The organism is Agrobacterium sp. (assembly GCF_032092815.1).
Taxonomy (GTDB): Bacteria; Pseudomonadota; Alphaproteobacteria; order Rhizobiales; family Rhizobiaceae; genus Agrobacterium.
Map to the genome: position 1 here is coordinate 1 of NZ_DAMDBP010000011.1, position 19,909 is coordinate 19,909.

General features: G+C 56.1%; 18 protein-coding genes. 8 read left to right on the plus strand and 10 right to left on the minus strand.

From position 1 onward, the window contains the following. A partial coding sequence (locus RT613_RS08570; RefSeq protein WP_313614570.1) for an EAL domain-containing protein occupies window positions 1–863 on the minus strand: 863 nt, incomplete at its 3' end. A gap of 568 nt (window positions 864–1,431) precedes the next feature. Between RT613_RS08570 and RT613_RS08575 the strand changes: the two genes are divergently transcribed. Continuing rightward, a complete protein-coding gene (locus RT613_RS08575; protein ID WP_313614571.1) occupies window positions 1,432–1,902 on the plus strand; it encodes a BA14K family protein in 471 nt (156 codons plus the stop codon). 283 nt (window positions 1,903–2,185) lie between these two features. Here RT613_RS08575 and folD read toward each other — a convergent pair whose 3' ends face one another. The 5 genes from folD to RT613_RS08600 are packed head-to-tail and all read right to left on the minus strand — an operon-like array spanning window position 2,186 to window position 6,211. Then, window positions 2,186–3,121 carry a bifunctional methylenetetrahydrofolate dehydrogenase/methenyltetrahydrofolate cyclohydrolase FolD gene (gene folD / locus RT613_RS08580; protein WP_313614572.1) on the minus strand — a complete coding sequence of 312 codons (936 nt, stop codon included), beginning with the start codon at window positions 3,119–3,121 and terminating at the stop codon, window positions 2,186–2,188. Beyond that, window positions 3,121–3,870, minus strand: a complete 750-nt coding sequence (locus tag RT613_RS08585; RefSeq protein WP_313614574.1) for an amino acid ABC transporter ATP-binding protein — start codon at window positions 3,868–3,870, stop codon at window positions 3,121–3,123. Before RT613_RS08585 ends, folD begins: the two co-directional genes overlap by 1 nt. Before the next feature lie 9 nt (window positions 3,871–3,879). Next, on the minus strand, window positions 3,880–4,566 hold the full coding sequence (locus RT613_RS08590) for an amino acid ABC transporter permease (RefSeq protein WP_313614575.1): 687 nt from the start codon (window positions 4,564–4,566) through the stop codon (window positions 3,880–3,882). After that, window positions 4,563–5,321 carry an amino acid ABC transporter permease gene (locus tag RT613_RS08595; protein WP_313614576.1) on the minus strand — a complete coding sequence of 253 codons (759 nt, stop codon included), beginning with the start codon at window positions 5,319–5,321 and terminating at the stop codon, window positions 4,563–4,565. The genes RT613_RS08590 and RT613_RS08595 overlap by 4 nt, the downstream gene beginning before the upstream one ends. A gap of 59 nt (window positions 5,322–5,380) precedes the next feature. Further along, window positions 5,381–6,211 (minus strand): transporter substrate-binding domain-containing protein, encoded by an 831-nt coding sequence (locus RT613_RS08600; RefSeq protein WP_313614578.1) that lies wholly within the window; start codon window positions 6,209–6,211, stop codon window positions 5,381–5,383. A gap of 183 nt (window positions 6,212–6,394) precedes the next feature. Between RT613_RS08600 and RT613_RS08605 the strand changes: the two genes are divergently transcribed. Continuing rightward, entirely contained in the window at window positions 6,395–7,396 is a 1,002-nt protein-coding gene (locus RT613_RS08605; RefSeq protein ID WP_313614579.1) for a LysR family transcriptional regulator, read from the plus strand. Here RT613_RS08605 and RT613_RS08610 read toward each other — a convergent pair. Further along, a complete protein-coding gene (locus RT613_RS08610) occupies window positions 7,384–8,364 on the minus strand; it encodes an asparaginase (RefSeq protein WP_313614580.1) in 981 nt (326 codons plus the stop codon). The genes RT613_RS08605 and RT613_RS08610 overlap by 13 nt on opposite strands. A gap of 186 nt (window positions 8,365–8,550) precedes the next feature. Here RT613_RS08610 and RT613_RS08615 point away from each other — a divergent pair, with 186 nt between their 5' ends. From RT613_RS08615 to purU, 6 genes are read left to right on the plus strand one after another with little or no spacing between them, the layout of a single operon-like run. After that, the gene (locus tag RT613_RS08615; RefSeq protein WP_313614582.1) at window positions 8,551–9,951 is read left to right on the plus strand and encodes an aspartate ammonia-lyase; all 1,401 of its coding nucleotides are present in this window, start codon (window positions 8,551–8,553) and stop codon (window positions 9,949–9,951) included. Next, complete coding sequence (locus RT613_RS08620) at window positions 9,948–11,204, plus strand: sarcosine oxidase subunit beta family protein (RefSeq protein WP_313614584.1); 1,257 nt, start codon at window positions 9,948–9,950, stop codon at window positions 11,202–11,204. Before RT613_RS08615 ends, RT613_RS08620 begins: the two co-directional genes overlap by 4 nt. A gap of 9 nt (window positions 11,205–11,213) precedes the next feature. Further along, window positions 11,214–11,480, plus strand: coding sequence for a sarcosine oxidase subunit delta (locus RT613_RS08625; protein ID WP_250984067.1), 267 nt, complete (start codon window positions 11,214–11,216; stop codon window positions 11,478–11,480). After that, the gene (locus tag RT613_RS08630; RefSeq protein ID WP_313614586.1) at window positions 11,477–14,437 is read left to right on the plus strand and encodes a sarcosine oxidase subunit alpha family protein; all 2,961 of its coding nucleotides are present in this window, start codon (window positions 11,477–11,479) and stop codon (window positions 14,435–14,437) included. Before RT613_RS08625 ends, RT613_RS08630 begins: the two co-directional genes overlap by 4 nt. Then, window positions 14,430–14,963, plus strand: a complete 534-nt coding sequence (locus RT613_RS08635; RefSeq protein ID WP_313614588.1) for a hypothetical protein — start codon at window positions 14,430–14,432, stop codon at window positions 14,961–14,963. The genes RT613_RS08630 and RT613_RS08635 overlap by 8 nt, the downstream gene beginning before the upstream one ends. Before the next feature lie 39 nt (window positions 14,964–15,002). Continuing rightward, a complete protein-coding gene (purU, locus tag RT613_RS08640) occupies window positions 15,003–15,887 on the plus strand; it encodes a formyltetrahydrofolate deformylase (RefSeq protein WP_313614590.1) in 885 nt (294 codons plus the stop codon). A gap of 489 nt (window positions 15,888–16,376) precedes the next feature. Here purU and RT613_RS08645 read toward each other — a convergent pair whose 3' ends face one another. From RT613_RS08645 to glgX, 3 genes are all read right to left on the minus strand, one after another. Beyond that, window positions 16,377–17,162 (minus strand): PAN/Apple domain-containing protein, encoded by a 786-nt coding sequence (locus RT613_RS08645; protein ID WP_313614591.1) that lies wholly within the window; start codon window positions 17,160–17,162, stop codon window positions 16,377–16,379. A gap of 35 nt (window positions 17,163–17,197) precedes the next feature. Then, window positions 17,198–17,593, minus strand: coding sequence for a hypothetical protein (locus tag RT613_RS08650; RefSeq protein WP_313614592.1), 396 nt, complete (start codon window positions 17,591–17,593; stop codon window positions 17,198–17,200). Window positions 17,594–17,817: 224 nt separating this feature from the next. Continuing rightward, window positions 17,818–19,887, minus strand: coding sequence for a glycogen debranching protein GlgX (glgX, locus tag RT613_RS08655; protein WP_313614594.1), 2,070 nt, complete (start codon window positions 19,885–19,887; stop codon window positions 17,818–17,820). Window positions 19,888–19,909: the final 22 nt, after the last annotated feature.

The following is a 19,909-nucleotide window of genomic DNA, read 5'->3' on the forward strand; positions in this document are numbered from 1 at the left end:
CTCCAGCGGTCAAAAAAGTCCTTGCATCGAAAGGGGCATCCAAACATGAGAACTGGACGGTCTTTCCAGTCTGACAGTTTCTCGCACGCTTGCGCAATCACCCACTCTCCCACCTTGGGCATGAGGCCCAAACGCTCCGCGACGGGTATGAATTCAGAAGGCGGGATATAGCCCCGTTTGGGATGGCGCCAACGTATCAAAGCCTCTGCGCCTGATATCCGGCCGCCATATCCCACTTGCGGTTGATAGAATAATTCCAGTTCTTCGTTCCACAGGGCGAGGCGTAATTCTCTCCCCAGTTTCGCGTCACGCGAAACCTCAAGGTTCATGAAGGCCAAGCCACCACCAAGCATGGCTGTAGCAACGATGTAATTGGACCACGCACTGTAAGTGCGGATCTCATCCGGCATGAGGTAGCCAGTTGGGATTGCATAGTTGGTGCTGGAAAGAACAACAAAAGCCGACAGGCTGAGCACAATGAGCAGTGCTTGATACCAGTCATCCTTGCGCCGATAATTAATGTAACCGGCAAATGCAATGACCAGCAGAAACACATGCGTGCTGCGAGGTGCAGCGCCATTCGACACGTCAAAGAGCAGTGAAAATAGCACCACGAAAATCGTGCAAACCAGCTGCGCCAGCATCAGCCCGGCGGAAAAATACCCTCTGATGCCAATCATCCAGCACGGCAAAATTGCAACCGCCAACAGGGCTACAGCGTAGGCAAGGTGCCATTGCCGCGTCAGCAAAAATAAAACAAACCACAAGCAGCCAACGAATAGCCCCATCAAAACAGCAACTTTTAGAAGGCTGACGAGCTGCTGGGAGTAAGCTTCTTTGCTTCTAGAATTACGATATGGCATGTTGGTTTGCCATCAATCCAATGTCCCTACGCTTCTGCATGGTCCGCTAAGAGCAGCTTTTGACACAAAAGTCGCCAGTGCATTGTTCATCAGACGGACAATCATCAGGAAACCGGAACTAGGGTTAACTGATTGATAGCAGACACGATTTGAAGTGTATCATCTTGGAAAAACAGCGTGACATGCGCTTCACATCAGGCAGGAAGGGCGACAGGCGTAGACATTTGTGCGACGCGCTGCCGCGCAGATTTCAGTTGCCGTCTGCGGCTTCCCTTTATGGCTGGCATCGGCAGCCGACATAGCCAATTTTTTCGAGAAATTCGGCCTTCTATCCATACGGACGGCGGTTGGGGATGTACCTGTTCACTTCTGCACCAGCGGCGTCAAAGCGTCTGATGATACTCTCTGCAGATCATCCATAATATCTCGAAAACCAATCCAGTATAACAATCGGTTGCACGCAAGCATTCACCGTAATGTGACACAATTAGACGTTATAAAGTATATATTGTGTGGAACCATATTTATCCGGGGGTAGTTTGGGTCACGTAATTCCAGGGAGAACGAGATGCTTTTTAAGAGAACTTTGATTGCAGCATTGTCTGCTGTTACCGTGATGACATCAGTCATTCCTGCATCCGCAGTACCAATGACCGTGATGAAGCCGGCAGTCTCCGACCAGAAAGACGTGGAAAATGTTCAGTACCGTCGCGACCACCGCTACATCAGGCGTGATCACCGCGATTTTCGCCGATACGACCGCCACGACCGCCGAGGCTGGTATGGTGGACACCGCGGCTACCGTGAATATCGCCACGGATATCGTCGTCATTCCGATGGTTGGTGGTATCCGCTGGCAGCATTCGGAGCAGGGGCAGTGATTGGCGGTGCTATCAGCAATTCGCGCCCGGCAGCGGCCGGCATCAACCCGCGTCACTATCAGTGGTGCTCGGCGCGTTACCGGACATACCGGGCCTATGACAATACCTATGTGCCGCGCGTTGGTTATCGTGCGACCTGCCAGTCGCCCTATTATTGATTGGGTGATGATTGGATTAAATGACCCCGGCCGGTAAGAAGCGGCCGGGGTTTTCCATGACTTGATGCGGCTGCATCATCGCGCGTCAACCAGAGCCAGCCGGTGGCAGACACGTCATCCGAGATCGCAACGATCCTGTCACTGGAGGCGTCATCATCATCAAATGTTGCTGCGGCCGATGCTGTCGCCAACATCAATTGGCGTTTCGTCATCGACAAACAGGCGTTAAATCACGGGTTCTTTTTGTCGTCGAAATCAGGCCAGACAATTGCGCAATTCAAAATTAGCCAGCTTTTTTGAACTCCCTGACCACTCCGATCTGATCGATCAGTGAAAGGCCAGAGTCAACCGGTTCAGGCATGCCATTCAAACGGCAGAATGCCGTCAGTGTGTTCAACAGCAGACAGGCAATTGTCATGGGGCCAACACCGCCGGGGACCGGCGTGATCGCACCGGCGACGTCCGATGCGGAAGCAAAATCAACATCACCAACCAGAGTTGGTTTGCCGTTGCGCTCAACGCGGTTGATGCCAACATCGATCACCGTCGCGCCCGGTTTGATCCATGAGCCTGGGATCATCTCGGGTTTGCCGACCGCCATCACCAGAATATCAGCTCTACGGCAATGCTCTTCGAGATTTTCGCTGTAGCGATGGGCAATGGTGACAGTGCAGTCATCGGCCAGAAGCAGTTGCGCCATGGGTTTTCCAACAATGTTCGAGCGGCCCACCACCAGAGCGTTTTTGCCCGTCAATGAACCAAACTGCTCGCGCAGCAACATCATGCAGCCGAGTGGCGTGCAGGGCAGCATGGCCGGCTGGCCGGTCCCCAGCATGCCGACATTGGACACATGGAAACCATCGACATCCTTGCGCGGATCAATCGCGTTGATCACCCGCTCGGCACTGATATGCGCGGGCAGTGGCAATTGAACGAGAATGCCATGGACGTCGTCATTCGCGTTCAGTTCCGCAATCAGACCCAGCAGTTCTGCCTCGGATGTGGTGGCATCCAGCGTATGCTTGAACGATGCCATGCCGGCTTCAATCGTCTGGCGCGCCTTGTTGCGCACATAGACCTCGGAAGCCGGATCCTGTCCCACCAATATGGTTGCCAAGCCGGGTACAATGCCGTGCTCGGCTTTGATGATCGCAACCTGCTGGCCTATGAATTCACGCAGTCGCAGCGCAAACAGTTTCCCATCGATGACCCTCGACATCACAGCACCTTGGACAGGAATTCTTTGGTGCGTGGATCGCTGGCCTTGGTGAAAAAATCTGTCGGCGGTGCATGTTCGACAATCACGCCCTTGTCGGTGAAATAGACATGGTCTGCAGCCTCGCGGGCAAAGCCCATTTCATGCGTCACGAGGATACATGTCATGCCGTCTTCTGCGACTTTGCGAACGGCTGACAGCACTTCCTTGACCATCTCCGGATCGAGCGCCGCTGTTACCTCGTCAAACAGGATGACCTCCGGCTCCATGCAAAGTGCGCGGGCGATGGCCACACGTTGTTGCTGACCTCCGGACAGTTCGCCGGGATAGGCCGTTGCCTTGTCGGGCAGGCGCATGTCGGACAACAGCTTGCGGGCCCGTTCTTCCACCTGTTTGCGCGGCTGCTTGAGCACCTGAATTGGTGCCATGGCGACATTTTCCAGAACGGTTTTATGCGGAAACAGATTGTATTGCTGAAACACCATGCCAACGCGATGACGCAACTTGACCTGATCGAGCTTGGGGTCACTCACATTGATGTCGCCAACCTGGATGGTGCCTTCATTGATCGGCGTCAGCCCATTGATGGTGCGTAGGATCGTTGACTTGCCGGAACCGGATGGGCCGATGATCGCCACGACCTCGCCCTTGCGAATATCCATGTCGATGCCACGAAGTACCTCAAACGTGCCGAAGGACTTGCGGACGCCACGAAGAGAAATCAATGGCTTCGCATTCGAATTAATAGTCATGTCAGCACCTCATTTTGTGCGGAAGCGGCGTTCGAGCATCAACGACAGTCGATTGATCGGCCATGTGTAGACAAAGAACATCGTGAGAAGAGCGAGATACATCGGGATCAGCACCCGGGAGTCGCTCTGGGCTTGCACAGCTGCCTGGGTACGACCTAGCGCTTCCTCGACACCGACGATCATCGACAGGGGTGTGGCGGTCAGCAGCAGGGCGTAGAGGTTCATCCATGGCGGAACCATGCGTGTGATGCACTGGGGCAGGATGATCCGGAACAGGGTGGCGCGGCGGCTGTAACCCAGTGCCTCGGCGGCTTCCCACTGTCCACGTGGCACCGAGTTGACCGAGCCACGCACGATTTCGGAAAAATTGGCCGCGACCGGAAACGAAAAGCCGATGGTTGCTCGCAGCCAGCTCGGCAGCTGTATGGTCATGCCTGCAATGTTCACCTGATAGGGAATGAGAAATATGCAGTAGAACAGAAGGACGAGCCAAGGTGCGTTGCGGAAAAGCTGTGTGGCAAACTTTGACGGCGCCCCGACCGCCACATTGGGTGACAATTGGCCAAAGCCGATAAATGTACCGATGGCCGTGCCAATGGCGATTGCCATCAGGCTCATGAGAATGTTCAGCCCAAAACCTTGCAGAACGAAGGGCATCCATTCGAGAATCTGGGGAAGAATGCTGGTCTGGTTCATTGTCCGTCTCCAAGTCCAAAGCCGGGCAGGCGCATGGCGGCTTCGACCCTGTTGATGATGACGACGACGGCTCCGGTCAGGATCAGGTAGATCACCAGCATCACATTCATCATTTCAATGGTGTTGAGGGAATCGGACCAGATCTGGTTGGACACGTAAAGCAGTTCAGCGACACCAACGGCATAGGCGACAGTCGTTGCTTTCGTCAGGTCGACCAGATTGTTGGCGAGAGACGCAAAGGAAAAACGCAACGCCAGCGGCACGGTAACAGAAAAGAATGCCTGGCGTTTGTTGTAGCCAAGTGCAAAAGCGGCCTCCTGATACGAGCCATGGACAGCACCGACACCGGCACGAAACGTCTCGGTATTGAACGCGCCGGAATAGAGTGACAGCGAAATTACCGCCCAGCTGAAACTGCCGATCAAGGGCTGCGGCAGACCTATCTCACTGCGCCCCACCGGCATGATGCTGCCGATCGCGAAGTAGAAAAAATACATCTGCACGATCAATGGCGTGTTGCGAAACAGCGCAACGTAACCGCGAATGATTTTTGTCGGCCATCCCGTTGTCAGGGACAGGATTGCGGCGCAGGCCGCACCGATGACGATGGAGAAAAATGCGCTGACCAGGATCAGAAGTAAGGTATTGCCAAGACCGGTGGTAAACCGGTCGAAGTCGAAGGCGTCGTAGAAGATCGTGAGATTGATCCCCGATGCCGCCAGATCGCGAAAAAATGTCTGGATCTCTGTAATCACAGCCCAATCCTCAGTGCTGTCCGGAGCATTTGCGCCCCGGACTGTTTACGGTTCAAGGATCAGTTGATGTGATCTTTCAGAGCATCGTGCATTTTGATGAGGAAGGCTGAGTTTGCGATGCCATGCTCTTTTTCGAGGGCGAGCAGGGTGCCGTCGCGGTGCATTTCGGAGATCATGCCGGAAATTGACAGGCCGAACGGCGCAAACTGGTCATTCTGGCGTACCGCCATGCCCCATGGGGTGTCTGCCTGGCTCGACAGTGGTTTCTGGTACTCGGCCCATTTCGGGTTGGAGAGACGAACGTTGATCTGATTGTCGTCTTCAAGCAGGCCGATGCAGCGCCCTTGCGTCATCGCAGCTTCGGTCTCCGCAGTACCGGCAAAGGCCAGAACCTTCAGTTTCAGCTCTTCCTGTGCTGGCTTGTTGTACCAGGCGCCTTGTACGGCGCAGACGGTCTGGTCAGCGAGCTGCGACCACTCCGTTGCCGTCACGGCTTTGGGAAGCAGAAGCGTGTAACCGGACGAATAATAATTCGGATGAACGAAAGCGACCACTTTGCGTCGTTCGGCAGTGTCAGACGCGGAGGCGATCATCAGGTCGATCTGACCCTGCGCCAGAAATTCGAAACGGTTTGCGGAGGTCACCTTGACGAATTCGGCCTTGACGCCAAGGGTTTCGGCGATTTTTTTGCCGATATCGACTTCCATGCCTTTGAAGCTGCCATCGGAGGCGCGGTAGGACCAGGGCACGTAGTCGTCCTTGGTGCCAATCTTCAGAACACCTGCTTCTTTTACCTTGCACAAGGTATCATCACCGCAGGACTGTGCCGATGCGGAAAAACCGACGCAAGCGAAGGCTGTCGCCAGAAAGATTGCTTTCAGTTTGAACATTTCGTTCCCCTTTTTGACCAGTTTGTTTGCATCACTTTCAAGCATCGGTGTCGTCTGCATTTGTCGTTGCGACTAGGAAAGCTGATGTGAAGGGAATGTCTCCAATTGCAGCCGTTGCTTCAATGGAGATTTACGAGTAGTAGTCATATTACTGACAAAGATTAATTCGGGTAAACTAAGCGGATGCCACTACCGGATTTGCACGCCCTGGAAATTGCCGCAACCGTGATCGAGCAGGGCAGCATGAGCGCTGCTGCCGCGCAGTTGGGCATGACCCAATCAGCGGTCTCTCAAGCCATGAAGCGCGCTGAAGCGCAAGTCGAGGTGACGCTTGTTCACCGCGACCGGCGCCCGCTTGTTGCAACGGAAGCCGGGCGGGTGCTGGTGGCCCATATCCGGGAAATTGCCAATCGTGCCGAGCGGGCGATTGAAGAGGTGAGGGCGACGGCAAGGCGGCCTGAACGACAGGACCTGCGATTGGGCATGGTCGATACCTTTGCCTCATCGGTTGGTCCGGTGCTGATCCGCGACCTGATGGAGGGGGCGATTGCGCTGCGTGTGGCGGCCTTTTCAGGCCTTGCGCACTCACACACCGACGCCTTGATGCGCCACGATATCGATGCGGCAATCACCTCGGATCCGATGGAAGAGCTGGATGAGATGATGCGGTTCCCGCTCTACCGGGAGCCATTTGTCCTTGTTGCGCCGGTTGCCTGGGGGGATACGTTGCGCAACCAGCCGCTCAGGGATCTGCTGTTTGAACACCGGCTCATTCGCTACAGTTCACGCTCGCATATGGGCATGCAGGTCGAGCGCCATCTCAGGCGACTGCGCATCGAGCACCCGCAGGTGTTGTCGTTCGACACCTCGGACTCGCTGCTTGCAATGGTCGCCGGTGGCGTTGGCGTGGCCATCACCACGCCTCTCTGCCTCGTTCAGGGCGCCATTCACATGCCGGCACTTTCGGTACTGCCACTGCCAAGCCCCGGATTTTCCCGCGAATTGACACTGGTAACCAGACGCGGCGAGTTTGACACATTGGGGCCACGGGTGGCGGAAGCGGCCCGTCAGATGCTGGTAAAGCACACATTGCCACTGATCGTCAGCCACATTCCGTGGCTCGCCGAAACGGCGGGTGAGATGATCTGGAAACCGCCGTTTCTCGAGGGCGATCAGAGCGAGTGAAACACCTCTGCAATGTCACCGTGACTGCAATCAGCGGCCAGGCAAAGTGACAAAAGGATGCGGGCTTTCTGGGGATTGATATCGCCGCCGGCAATAATGCCAAGGCTTTGATGGTGGGCGCTATCGACCACCAGCCCCGCACCGGTGCGGGACGATTGCACAACAACAACGCCAGCTTTTACCGCTTCATGTAATGCAGCCGTTTCTGCAGGTGTTGCCATTCCCGGCCCGAAACCCGCAGAAACAATGCCTTTTGCGCCTGCCGCCACAAAGGAATTTATCGCACATCCATCAGCGCCGACATGGCTATAGCTGATATCCACGCGTGGCGTTTCACGCAGCAGATCGCGTGCGAAGGATTTATTCCTGCGTTTTTTTACCTGCTGAAACCTGACTTCGGTTCCATCGACATATCCGATCGGAGCAGCCCAGGGAGACTGAAAGGCACCCAGTCGCAACGTGTGGGTTTTGGTGACCGTTTTCGGGTCGTGGATTTCGTCATTGATGACCACAAACACGCCGGGTCCGGTTGCGGGCGCAATCGCCACACGGATTGCCGCGGCCAGATTGGCATGGGCATCGGTCGAAACTCCGGTCAGAGGCCGCATCGATCCGGTCAGGATGACAGGAATTTTCAGGTCCAGAACCAGTGACAGAACCCATGCGGTTTCTTCGAGGCTCGCCGTACCGTGGCCAATCACGATGCCGCGCAGGCTGCTATCGTCAGCCAGCTGGCAGCAGAGGTCTGCCAGATCTGCCCAGTCAACTGGTGTAATTGCCGTGCTGTCGATCTGACGGAAATTGACCGGGCTGATATCGGCGATGGTTCCCTGAATGCCGATCCGCTTGATCAGCGCTGCCGCATCGAGCCGTTGCTGACTGGCGTTATAATCCAGAAGGTCAAACTGGTCTGTGCCAATGGACGCAATCGTCCCGCCAGTACCGATGAATGCGATCTTTGCCAGCATGTGTTGCTCCGCCGTTTTGATGTGTCCGACATAAAAATCTTCACAGCGGTTTTGCAACGAGCTCGCCCATACTATTAGATGAATTAATGCCAATAAGTGAATTAATTTAAGTCTCGCTTATTCAGTTCAAATGGTTCCTGGAGTTTGCGATGCTGCGGCATCACACGAACGGACTTTGGAACCTCCATGCCAAATACCAGAACCGACACAGACAGCCTGGGAGCGCGCGAGTTACCCTGCGGCGCATTGTATGGGGTCGCGACGCTGCGTGGGCAGGAAAACTTCGACATCTCCTTTCACAAATTGGGGGATGCCCCGGAATTGCTGAAGGCGCTCGCGCAAATCAAGCGCGCCGCTGCTGCCGCCAATCGCGACATTGGCATATTGCCGCGCGATGTGGCGCAGGCCATCGACAGGGCTGCAGAAGAAATCGAATGCGGTTTGCATTCCGACCAGTTCATTGTCGATCTGCTGGAGGGCTCTGGCGGCACGTCGATCAACATGAATGTCAATGAGGTGATCGCCAATCGTGCCTTGCAGGTCTTGGGTGATGAACCGGGCAATTATCGCCGCATTCACCCCAATGATCACGTCAATACCGGGCAGTCCACCAATGATGTTTTGCCCGCTGCCGTCAAACTGGCGGTCTATGACAAGGCTTCGTCACTGATATCGGCGCTTGGTCATCTTGCCGCGTGTCTCGAGGTCAAGGCCACTGAATTTGCAGATGTCTTGCGGATTGGGCGCACCTGCATGCAGGCGGCCCAACCCATGCGGCTGGGTCAGGCTTTTGGTGGTTATGCCGCCGCCATCCGGCGTCTGGAAAACAAGCTTTCGCAGGCGCGCGAAGACATGCTCGTTCTGCCTTTGGGTGGCACGGCAATCGGTACGGGCCTGGGTTCAGCGCCGGGATATCGCTCAGCCGTCTATCGGCATTTGAAGGCAATCGTCGGCGCGGATGTACGCCCCGGCGATGACATGTTTGATGCCATGCAGAATGCCGATGCCTTTGCGCGGGTTTCATCGGAAATCCGTATCTGTGGCGAGGTCATCGGCAAGATCGCATCTGATTTGATCATCCTGTCATCCGGTCCCAACAGCGGTGTCGGTGAACTGAGGTTACCTTCGGTACAGCCGGGCTCTTCAATCATGCCAGGCAAGGTCAATCCTGTCCTGCCGATGATGATGCAGCAAGTGGCATTTGCGGTGGTCGGCAATGATGCAGCGGTGTCGCTGGCGGCCCTTCAGGGCCAGCTGGAAATCAACCATTTTGAACCGGTCATTGCCTCGCGCCTGTTTGATTCCATCGAGCTGCTGGCCAAATCCTCGCGCATCTTCGCAGACAAATGCATCGCCGGCATAGAAGCCGACGAAGAACAGTCGCTCAAAAACCTGATGCAATCATCGGCACTGGCCACCGTGTTTGTGCCCAAGCTCGGATACGCCGAGGTATCCCGCCTTGTGCAGGCATCAGCCATAGAGCGCCGCCCTTTCATAGACCTAGCCATAGAACGCGGCCTGTTGAGCAATGACGAAGTGCTCAAGGTGGTGCGCGAAAGTACCGATTACCGCGAGGAGATCGCATGAGTCATTATTCTGCCCTGTCTATTTTACGCCACGGCCTGAGTGGCAACCGGAACTGGACCCGCGCCTGGCGCGACCCGGCGCCGAAGCCAAGCTATGACGTGATCATCGTCGGTGGTGGCGGCCATGGCCTGGCAACGGCCTATTACCTTGCCAAGGAGCACGGCATTCGCAATGTCGCGGTGATCGAAAAGGGCTGGCTTGGCGGTGGCAATACCGGTCGTAACACCACGATCGTTCGCTCCAACTACATGATGCCCGGCAATACGATGTTCTACGAGCGCTCGATGCAGCTCTGGGAGAACCTGAGCCAGGATCTGAACTACAATGTGATGATCTCGCAGCGTGGCCAGTACAATCTCTGCCACTCTCCAGGGCAGATGGATGCTGCCCGCCGCCGCGGCAACATCATGCGTGCGAATGGCATCGATGCTGAACTTTTTGACCGGGCCGAGGTGATGCGCCGACTGCCCTACCTCGACTATTCGCCCAGTGCCCGTTTCCCGATCCATGGTGCCATTTACCAGTCACGGGCCGGAACAGCCCGTCACGACGCGGTTGCCTGGGGATTTGCGCGTGGCGCAGACCAGCACGGTGTGGACCTGATCCAGCAATGCGAAGTGACCGGATATATCTGGGATAATGGTGCAATCGTTGGTGTGGAGACAACCCGTGGCCCGATCCGCGCCAAGAAGGTGGCGCTTGCCGTTGCCGGTCATACTGGCCATCTGGCGGAAAAGGCCGGCCTGCGTTTGCCAATCGAAACCCATGTACTTCAGGCCTTTGTCACCGAGCCGCTGAAGCCACTGGTCGACAGCGTCATCTCCTTCGGTGCAGCGCATTTCTACATCAGCCAGTCCGACAAGGGCGGACTGGTGCTCGGCGGCGATCTCGACGGTTTCAACTCCTATGCCCAGCGTGGTGGTCTGCCGATTGTCGAGCATACGCTGCACAGTGCCAAGGCGCTGATGCCGTCGCTGTCGCGGCTGCGGCTGCTGCGTCATTGGGCCGGGGTCATGGACATGTCGATGGATGGCTCGCCGATCATCGGCAAGATGCCGGTGGAGGGTCTCTGGCTGAATGGCGGCTGGTGCTACGGCGGCTTCAAGGCGACACCGGCCTCCGGTTACTGCTTTGCCTGGACAATCGCCAAGGGCGAACCGCACCCCGACAACGCCGAATTCACGCTGGAGCGTTTCGAACGCGGCTACCAGATCGACGAAAAGGGCGCAGGCCCGCAACCCAACGCCCATTGAGGTTCCATCATGTTGAGAATTCATTGCCCCGTCTGCGGGCTGAGGGACGAAACGGAGTTTACCTATGGCTCCGATGCGACGATCCGCCGGCCTGACATGAACGAGAGCGATCCCAAGGCCTGGCTCGATTATGTGTTCATGCGTGACAATCCGCGCGGTCCGCACAAGGAATATTGGCACCATGTGACCGGCTGCCGTCAATGGGTGGTGGTGGAGCGTGATACGCTGACCCATGAGATTTCGGCAAGTTATCTTGCCCGCGAGGTGGCGGCATGACAGCGCGCAGACTTCCCTCCGGCGGACGCATCGATCGCAGCCGCAAGGTTACCGTGCAGTTCGATGGCAAGCCCTTTGCCGCTCACCCCGGCGACAGTCTGGCTTCAGCCCTGTTGGCCGGTGGCCAGAAAATCACCGCACGCAGCTTCAAATATCACCGCCCACGCGGCCTGATGGCAGCCGGTGTCGAAGAACCCAACTCCCTCGTGCATCTGCGTGACGGCGCTCGCCACGAACCCAACGCTCAGGCAACGATGGTCGAGGTGTTCGATGGCCTGATCTCGACGCCGCAAAATGCATGGCCCAGCCTGCAGTTTGATATCGGGGCGGTCAACGGTGCCCTGTCGCGCTTTTTTGGGGCCGGCTTCTATTACAAGACATTTATCGGCCCGTTCAAAGGCACCGGCTTCTGGATGGCCTGCGAAAAGATCATCCGCAATGCCGCCGGCATGGGCAAGGCGACAACACTTGACGATCCGGATCACTACGAAAAGATCAATGCTTTCTGTGATGTGCTGATCGTCGGGGCAGGCCCGGCCGGACTTGCCGCAGCCTTGGCCGCAGGCCGCAAGGGCGAAAAGGTGATGCTGGTTGAACAGGATCACGAACTCGGTGGCTCTTTGCTGAGCGAAGGTGCCGGTGGTGAAAGCGATACTTGGCTTCGCAACGCTGTGGCCGAACTCAAGAACATGCCCAATGTGCAGGTGCTCAGCCGCACAACGGCGTTTGGTGCCTATGACAGTGATGTCTTTGGTCTGGTCGAACGGTTTCAGGATCATCTGCTGGTTCCGGAAGCGGGCAAACCGCGCCAGCGCTACTGGCTGGTGCGCACCAAGCGGGCAATTCTTGCCACCGGTGCCATTGAACGGCCGATGGTTTTCGCCGGCAATGACGTTCCCGGTGTGATGCTGGCATCGGCCGTGCGGAAATATCTCAACCGTTACGCCGTCCTGGCCGGCGAGACTATCGTCGTCGCGACCAACAATGACAGTGCCTATAGCACCGCCATCGATCTCGCCAAGGTCGGCGCCAGGATCACGCTCTGTGACCTTCGCCGAACCATTCCGGAGGCATTGTCCAGCCGCGCCAAGGCTGCGGGCGTAGAGCTTCGGCTCGGTTATGGCCTGCTAAAGGCAGAAGGCCGTGGTCAGGTGCGCGGTGCTCGCATCGTGCCTGCCGACCCCAATGGTCGGGCATCTGGCCGTGAGATTGCAATCAAATGCGATCTGATCGCAACATCCGGCGGCTGGGCTCCGGCGCTGCATCTGTGGAGCCAGCGCTTCGGCAAACCGCAATACCGTCCAGAATTCGACGCGTTTCTGCCGATACAGAAACCAACCGTCACCAGCGTTGGATCGCTGGTTGCTGCTGTCTCAACCGCTGAAGCGATAGCACAGGGCTACGATACCGGAGGTGACGCTGGCAAGGTCGATACCGTGGCCGATGGCGGTGATTTCTGGGGTCGCGATCTGTCGCCGACCACCGTTATCACCAAGGCTGATGGCACAACGCCGGGCAAGGCTTTTATCGATTTCCAGCATGATGTGAAACTTGCCGATATCGATCAGGCGCATCTGGAAGGTTATGTCTCGGTCGAGCATCTCAAGCGCTACACGACATCAGGCATGGCTGCCGACCAGGGCAAGACCTCCAACCTCAATGCACTGGCAAGAATGGCAGCGCTGAGAGGCATGGACATTCCCAAGGTTGGAACAACGACCTTCCGTCCGCCCTATACGCCGGTTGCCATCGGCGCGATCGTTGCTCACGATCATGGCCTGCATTTCCGCCCGACGCGCCTGTCGACCATTCATGACTGGCACATGGAAAATGGTGCCGAGATGATCGAAGCGGGCGCCTGGCTTCGTCCCTGGTATTATCCGGCAAAGGGCGAGACATTGCGTGACACCTATATCCGTGAAGCAGCGCACGTACGTGACCATGTTGGCATTGTCGACGTGTCGACGCTTGGCAAGATTGCCGTGCAGGGCCCGGATGCGGCGGAATTTCTCAACCGCGTTTACGCAAACGGTTTCAAGACATTGCCAATCGGTCGCCTGCGCTACGGTGTCATGCTGCGAGAAGACGGTTTTGTTCTTGATGACGGTGCGACGGCGCGTTTGGGTGAGAACGACTATTTCATGTCGACCACAACAGCCAATGCCGCCAAGGTTCTGGCACAGGCCGAGTTCCTGCTGCAGACGGCATGGCGTGATCTCAAGGTGCATGTGACAACCGTGACGGATCAGTGGGCGGCCATTGCCATTGCCGGTCCGAAGTCACGGGCTGTCCTGACGGCGCTGACCGGTGCGGATTTGAGCAAGGAGGCTCTGCCAAACAATCACCTGACCTATGTGACGATTGCCGGTGTGCCGTGCCGTCTCCATCGGATGAGCTATTCCGGTGAACTGGCCTATGAAATCTACATCCCTGCCAAATCCGGCCCAACTGTCTGGGCCGCGTTGATCGAAGCGGGTGCTCCGCACCATCTCAAACCCTATGGAACCGAGGCGATGGGTGCCCTTCGTATTGAAAAGGGCCATGTGGCCGGCGCCGAAATCGAGGGCCGCACAACCATGAAAGATCTAGGTCTCGAAGGTTTCGCCTCGAGCAAGAAACCTTTCATCGGATCGGTGTTGCGCAAACGTGTGGTGCTGGAAGATGCAACACGCCCGTCATTGGTTGGTCTGGAAATCGTCGGTGACGACGGTGCAAGGGCCGGGTCGCTGCTGTTTGGATTGAATGTCCCTGCGAAAGGTCATGGCGAAGGCTGGGTATCATCGACAACCTATTCACCGGCTTTGAAAAAGAACATCGCGCTGGCCTTGCTGTCCAAGGGACCGGAACGGATCGGCGAAACAATTCAGGTCGTTGATTTTGTTGGCAACCAAACACTGCGCGCCAAGGTCGTTTCTCCTCACTTCTTCGATCCGGAAGGGCATCGTCAAAATGGCTAAAAAACATAAGCTTCCGCTTGGTGGTCTCAACAGTGACGGACAGGCCGTGTCGATCTCCGAGATCGCGCTTGGCCATCTCACACAATTGGCGGGATGGGAAACATTCACGGACGCCGCCAACGCGGCGTTAAAGACGCAAGGCCTGTCACTGCCAACGGATTATCGCATGCCAGTGCATGGCAGTGGGAATTCAGCGTGGCGCATTGCGCCGGATCGTGTGCTTGTGCGCTCCGAAACACCGGTTGATATATCGGTGCCACAGGATCTTGTGGCGCTTGATCTTTCCGATGCGCGTATCTGCCTGATGCTTGAAGGAGAGGGGGTGGCCGGTTTGCTGGGCCGTGTGATCGCCCTCGACTTTTCGCAAACTGCCTTCCCGGCAGGTACCTTCGTACAGACGTCTCTGCATCATGTCGGCGTTCTGGTTGAACGTCTGGAGCCCAACAGGTTTCTGGTCATGGTGCCGACCACCTGGGAACGGTCGCTGACCGATCTGCTTGTTACCCACCTCACTGTTGCGGCCTGACGGCCGGCCCATCCCATCATGACTTCATGGAGTTCCCGCGTGGAGAATTTTGTCCTTACCGTTCAATGCCAGTCCCGTCGCGGGATTGTCGCTGCCATCGCTACCTTTCTGGCGGAACATGGCTGCAACATCACGGATTCTGCGCAGTTTGATGATCCGCAGACCGAAAACTTCTTCACGCGCATCACATTTCGTTCGGAACTGGGAACCGATCTCGAGACCCTGCGCAGCAGTTTTGAACCGGTTTCAAAGCCTTTTGACATGGCATATGCGTTCCATGATGCTGCCCAGCGCACCAAGGTTCTGCTGATGGTGTCCAATTTCGGTCACTGCCTGAATGACCTGCTGTATCGCTGGAAAATCGGTGCATTGCCGATCGATATTGTCGGCGTGGTGTCCAATCATCTCACCTATCAGAAGCTGATCGTCAACAATGATATCCCGTTCCACCACATCAAGGTGACCAAGGAAAACAAGCCGGAAGCGGAAGCGCGGCTGATGGCAATTGTTGAGGACTCAGGTGCCGAGCTGGTGGTGCTGGCGCGCTATATGCAAATCCTGTCGGACGGTGTGTGCAAAAAAATGTCCGGCCGCATCATCAATATTCACCACTCCTTCCTGCCATCCTTCAAGGGTGCCAATCCTTACAAGCAGGCATTTGAACGAGGGGTAAAACTGATCGGTGCGACGGCGCATTACGTGACTGCCGATCTGGATGAAGGCCCGATCATCGAACAGGATGTTGCCCGCATAACCCATGCGCAATCGCCCGACGACTACGTATCGATTGGACGCGATGTGGAGGCGCAGGTTTTGGCCAGAGCCGTGCATGCGCATATCCACCAGCGTGTATTCCAGAACGGCCACAAAACCGTGGTCTTTCCCGCAAGCCCCGGAAGTTACGCCTCCGAAAGAATGGGCTGACAAGGCTCACATCCAACAGCTCGCTGACGGCTTTCGGTACGGACACTGCGCCGAAAGCCCCGTTATCACCGGCTGCAAGGTACACTCACACAAAGACATTCGTGCCGTTCGGTATGCTGCATAAACCTCGGTTGCAATCGTACAGTCCAGGAAGGTTGCATGAATTTGGTACGGTTGACTGTTTACATGTGCTTGGAACATGCCTTGTAAACAACGGCAATCCAACAGTTGCGGTGACAGGCACCTGAAAGTTCCATAAGAAATCTTATGTGATCTATATATGTAGCCGGGTGGGTTCAAGGATGAAGTGCGACTTGCGAATGATACCAATGGGTTGTCACTCGCAAGGAACATGCAATGAAACGCACCTACTCCCATATCGACATGGACGAACGACGCAAGATTGCGCATTGAAGGAGGCTCGATTCACTGCCGCTTAAAACCTCAGTGACGGCAAGGTCGTCAGGACGTTGAGGTAGACAGGCAGATTTAGTCCAAACTTATGATTCTGGCTGGCTCGAATGTTTCCAGCTTCTTCAAGCCTGACACCATGCCCTTACCTCGCATCGGTGTTCCAACGGCGGCCTTCAGCCAGCATTCGTTCTTTGGCTTGACGTAGGTGAATGCGACGCATTGTTTTTCATCTATACATGCAAGGCGGCAATCCAGCGGGGTTTTGGCAGCATAATGCGGGCGTCGCGACAAATCTCCGCCGGGCAAATCGACATTCTCAAACAGCGCTGACTGCGGGTCGATCGTGCCGAGTGTGATGGCCGGCGGGTTAGCCTCGGCGCCGCTCAAAAAACGACCGGAGAATGCAACGCTGTTACCGTCAGCACGACCGGTGCTGGATTTCAGGAAACAGTTTGGTCCACGCTTTATTTTCGGGTTCGCGTTGAATGTGAACGCCTTGCACTGGCCGTCAAGCATCAGACAATGTTGTGCGCATTCGCCGGCATCTTTGGTGCGCGTCGAAGAAATGTCGTCACCGAAGAGATCAAGGCCAGTATAGACTGCTATTCGGTTCGGGCGTCGCGTAAACTGGTCAAGTGTTGATAGCTTTGCCTGCTGAGATGTCTCGGATGGAGCAGCGTTGTCTTCCTCAGATAGTTCGAACTGGTCCGTTCGGTCGTCTTCGATTGCATTCGACGTCGGGACAGGAACATCGATAACAGCCGGCGTAGAGAGTTGGTCTCCACTCTTGCGGTTGAGTTTGTAACGCTCGATTTCCTCGCGACTGAAGATATGCATGTCATTCGGCGGTGTCTTGAACATGACGTGCATCACATCCATCGGCGTGCCGAACCTGTTCAGAACTTCGATGATGTCGGAAATAGCAAGTTGTGCGCCAACGAGATCAGGCGCATCCGAAGACAGCTGATGAACACCCAGCGCCCCATCGACCTTTCGTTATCGCCGGCCAGAAAAACAAAGGAACAGGCGGACAGACACTCACTGTCCTTAGAAATATAGGTTGCGAGTTTTCGCTGGTGGATATCGTCGGCAATCAGCAGTCCCATCTGCACATTGCCGCCGGGACTGTTGAGCGTTACCAGCTTTGCATTTGGTGCGGCCTGAAGTGCGCGGCGAAAGTTCAGGCCCGAATTGACGTCAATCTCGCCATTTAGAGCAATGACATCAGGTTTTGTGTCATCAACGGTGAAAGGACCAAATGTTTTCTCTGTAGCGGATGCGCTGGAAAGCACCGCCGAAGACAGCACGCAGGCGACAACAAAACGAAACAAACCACGCATAAACAGATGACCCTAGACCCCCCTGTATGAAGCATGATTGGTTGCAGAGGTGCAAGATGCGCAATCGCTAATAACCCGCAACTTATGATCGAGGTTAATTTATGCGCCACCTTGATAGAGGTCAGAACACAGTTTCGGTTTGAGCAGGTTAAGCCGTTCAGGCCCCCTCGTATGTGTCAGTCTGATCGCAACAGAACCACGCTGCGATCAGCCACCACATACTCGTTGGCGTCCAGTTGCTGTTCATTGGCATCAGGATCGGCCGTGGTCAGCACCGCTGTCCATTTGCCATTTGCTTGCGGGAAAGTGAAGGGCACAGCGGCGTCATGGGGATTGAACAATATCAGGACGTCTTTCCAGCCCTCTTCGTCGCTATCCTGTCGCGACAAACGCAGTGCCATGGTCCTGCTGCGCGCATCGGCCCATTGTTCTTCGCCACGCTCACTTGCGTCGGGATTATACCACGTTACCACTGTTCCATCGTGCCAGCTGTCGCGCCGGAGAATGGAGTGGTCTTGCCGCAGCGCAATGACCGTTCTGGTGAACTCGCGCAATTGATGCGTGCTTTCGGGAAGGTTGTCCCAATGCACCCAACTCAGCTCGCTGTCCTGGCAATATCCGTTGTTGTTGCCCATCTGGCTGCGGCCGAATTCGTCACCTGCCAGCAGCATTGGCGTGCCGTGCGAGAAAAGAAGCGTCAGCAGGAAATTGCGCTTTTGCCGCTCACGTATCGCAATGATGTCCTCGTTATCGGTTGGGCCTTCCGCACCGTAGTTGAAGCTGCGGTTGTCGTTGTGGCCGTCCTTGTTGTCCTCGCCATTGGCTTCATTGTGCTTGTCATTATAGGACACCAGGTCATGCAGGGTAAAACCATCATGAGCCGTGACGAAGTTGACACTCGACCAGGGACGCCGGCCGCGCTGGTCGTAAATATCGGCTGACCCCAGAACGCGCGATGCGAATTCCGGGGCACTGCCATCTTCATTTTTCCAGTATTCGCGCACGGTGTCGCGGTATTTGTCGTTCCACTCCGCCCAACCGGGCGGGAAACCGCCGACCTGGTAACCGCCGGGGCCAATGTCCCAGGGTTCTCCAACCAGTTTCAGGCGGGAAAGCACCGGGTCCTGCCCAACCGCATCGAAAAAGCCGCCGCGCTGATCAAACCCTTCCGGTTCGCGTCCCAGCACCGTGCCGAGATCGAAGCGGAAACCGTCGACATGCATCTCCTCGGCCCAGTAGCGCAACGAATCCGTAATCAGCTGCAAGACCCTGGGATGCGAGGTGTTTACGGTGTTCCCGGTGCCGGTATCATTGATGTAATAACGCGCCTCATCGGGGATCGTGCGATAGTACGAGAAATTGTCGATGCCCTTGAAGGAAAGGGTCGGTCCGAGTTCGTTACCCTCCGCTGTGTGGTTATAAACCACATCGAGGATGACCTCGATGCCGCCGTCATGGAAAGCGCGGACCATGTCGCGGAAGCCGACAAGGCCGCGTGGCCCGTAATAGCGGGGTGCCGCGGCAAAAAAGCCAAGCGTGTTGTAACCCCAGAAGTTTTTCAGTCCCTTGTCGAGCAGGTGCGAATCATCTGGAAACCAGTGGATCGGCAGCAGCTCGACCGAGCTGATGCCAAGGCTCTTGAAATAGTCCACGATTTCTCGGTGACCGAGGCCTTCGAATGTGCCCCTCACCTCCTCCGGCAAGGCGGAGAACAGCTGCGTGAAGCCTTTGACATGGGTTTCATAAAATATGGTTTTGGACCAGGATATGCCGGGCTTGATATCGCCCGCCCAGTCGTATTCACGCGGATTGATGATGCGTGCCTTGGGCATGGCGGGCGCGCTGTCGGTTTCATCGAATGACAGATCCTTGTCTTCACTGTCGAGGATGTAACCAAACTGCGCTTGCCCCCACGCAATGTCGCCAACAATTTCGCGGGCATAGGGGTCAACGAGCAGCTTGTTGGCGTTGAAGCGGTGACCCTTCGTGGGGTCATAAGGGCCGTGGACACGGTATCCGTAAAGCGTTCCGGCCTTGAGATTGGGGACAAAGCCGTGCCAGACTTCATTGGTGAATTCGGGAAGTTCGATGCGCTCGATTTCGTTTTTTCCATCCTCACTGAACAGGCAAAGCTCCACGCGTTCCGCATGGGCGCTGAAAAGTGCGAAATTCACGCCGTCATCGCTGAGCGTTGCGCCCAGGGATGTGTAGTCACCGGACGTGATGCGCGCATTGTTTTTGGGCATAGATCGACCTCGCGTAAATCCA

Excerpts from the sequence above, each read along its gene's own strand:
- RT613_RS08575 (WP_313614571.1), top strand. The coding sequence starts at position 1,432 with ATGCTTTTTAAGAGAACTTTGATTGCAGCATTGTCTGCTGTTACCGTG.
- folD (WP_313614572.1), bottom strand. The coding sequence starts at position 3,121 with ATGTCGAGGGTCATCGATGGGAAACTGTTTGCGCTGCGACTGCGTGAA.
- RT613_RS08585 (WP_313614574.1), bottom strand. The coding sequence starts at position 3,870 with ATGACTATTAATTCGAATGCGAAGCCATTGATTTCTCTTCGTGGCGTC.
- RT613_RS08590 (WP_313614575.1), bottom strand. The coding sequence starts at position 4,566 with ATGAACCAGACCAGCATTCTTCCCCAGATTCTCGAATGGATGCCCTTC.
- RT613_RS08600 (WP_313614578.1), bottom strand. The coding sequence starts at position 6,211 with ATGTTCAAACTGAAAGCAATCTTTCTGGCGACAGCCTTCGCTTGCGTC.
- RT613_RS08605 (WP_313614579.1), top strand. The coding sequence starts at position 6,395 with ATGCCACTACCGGATTTGCACGCCCTGGAAATTGCCGCAACCGTGATC.
- RT613_RS08610 (WP_313614580.1), bottom strand. The coding sequence starts at position 8,364 with ATGCTGGCAAAGATCGCATTCATCGGTACTGGCGGGACGATTGCGTCC.
- RT613_RS08615 (WP_313614582.1), top strand. The coding sequence starts at position 8,551 with ATGCCAAATACCAGAACCGACACAGACAGCCTGGGAGCGCGCGAGTTA.
- RT613_RS08620 (WP_313614584.1), top strand. The coding sequence starts at position 9,948 with ATGAGTCATTATTCTGCCCTGTCTATTTTACGCCACGGCCTGAGTGGC.
- RT613_RS08625 (WP_250984067.1), top strand. The coding sequence starts at position 11,214 with ATGTTGAGAATTCATTGCCCCGTCTGCGGGCTGAGGGACGAAACGGAG.
- RT613_RS08630 (WP_313614586.1), top strand. The coding sequence starts at position 11,477 with ATGACAGCGCGCAGACTTCCCTCCGGCGGACGCATCGATCGCAGCCGC.
- RT613_RS08635 (WP_313614588.1), top strand. The coding sequence starts at position 14,430 with ATGGCTAAAAAACATAAGCTTCCGCTTGGTGGTCTCAACAGTGACGGA.
- RT613_RS08645 (WP_313614591.1), bottom strand. The coding sequence starts at position 17,162 with ATGTTCAAGACACCGCCGAATGACATGCATATCTTCAGTCGCGAGGAA.
- glgX (WP_313614594.1), bottom strand. The coding sequence starts at position 19,887 with ATGCCCAAAAACAATGCGCGCATCACGTCCGGTGACTACACATCCCTG.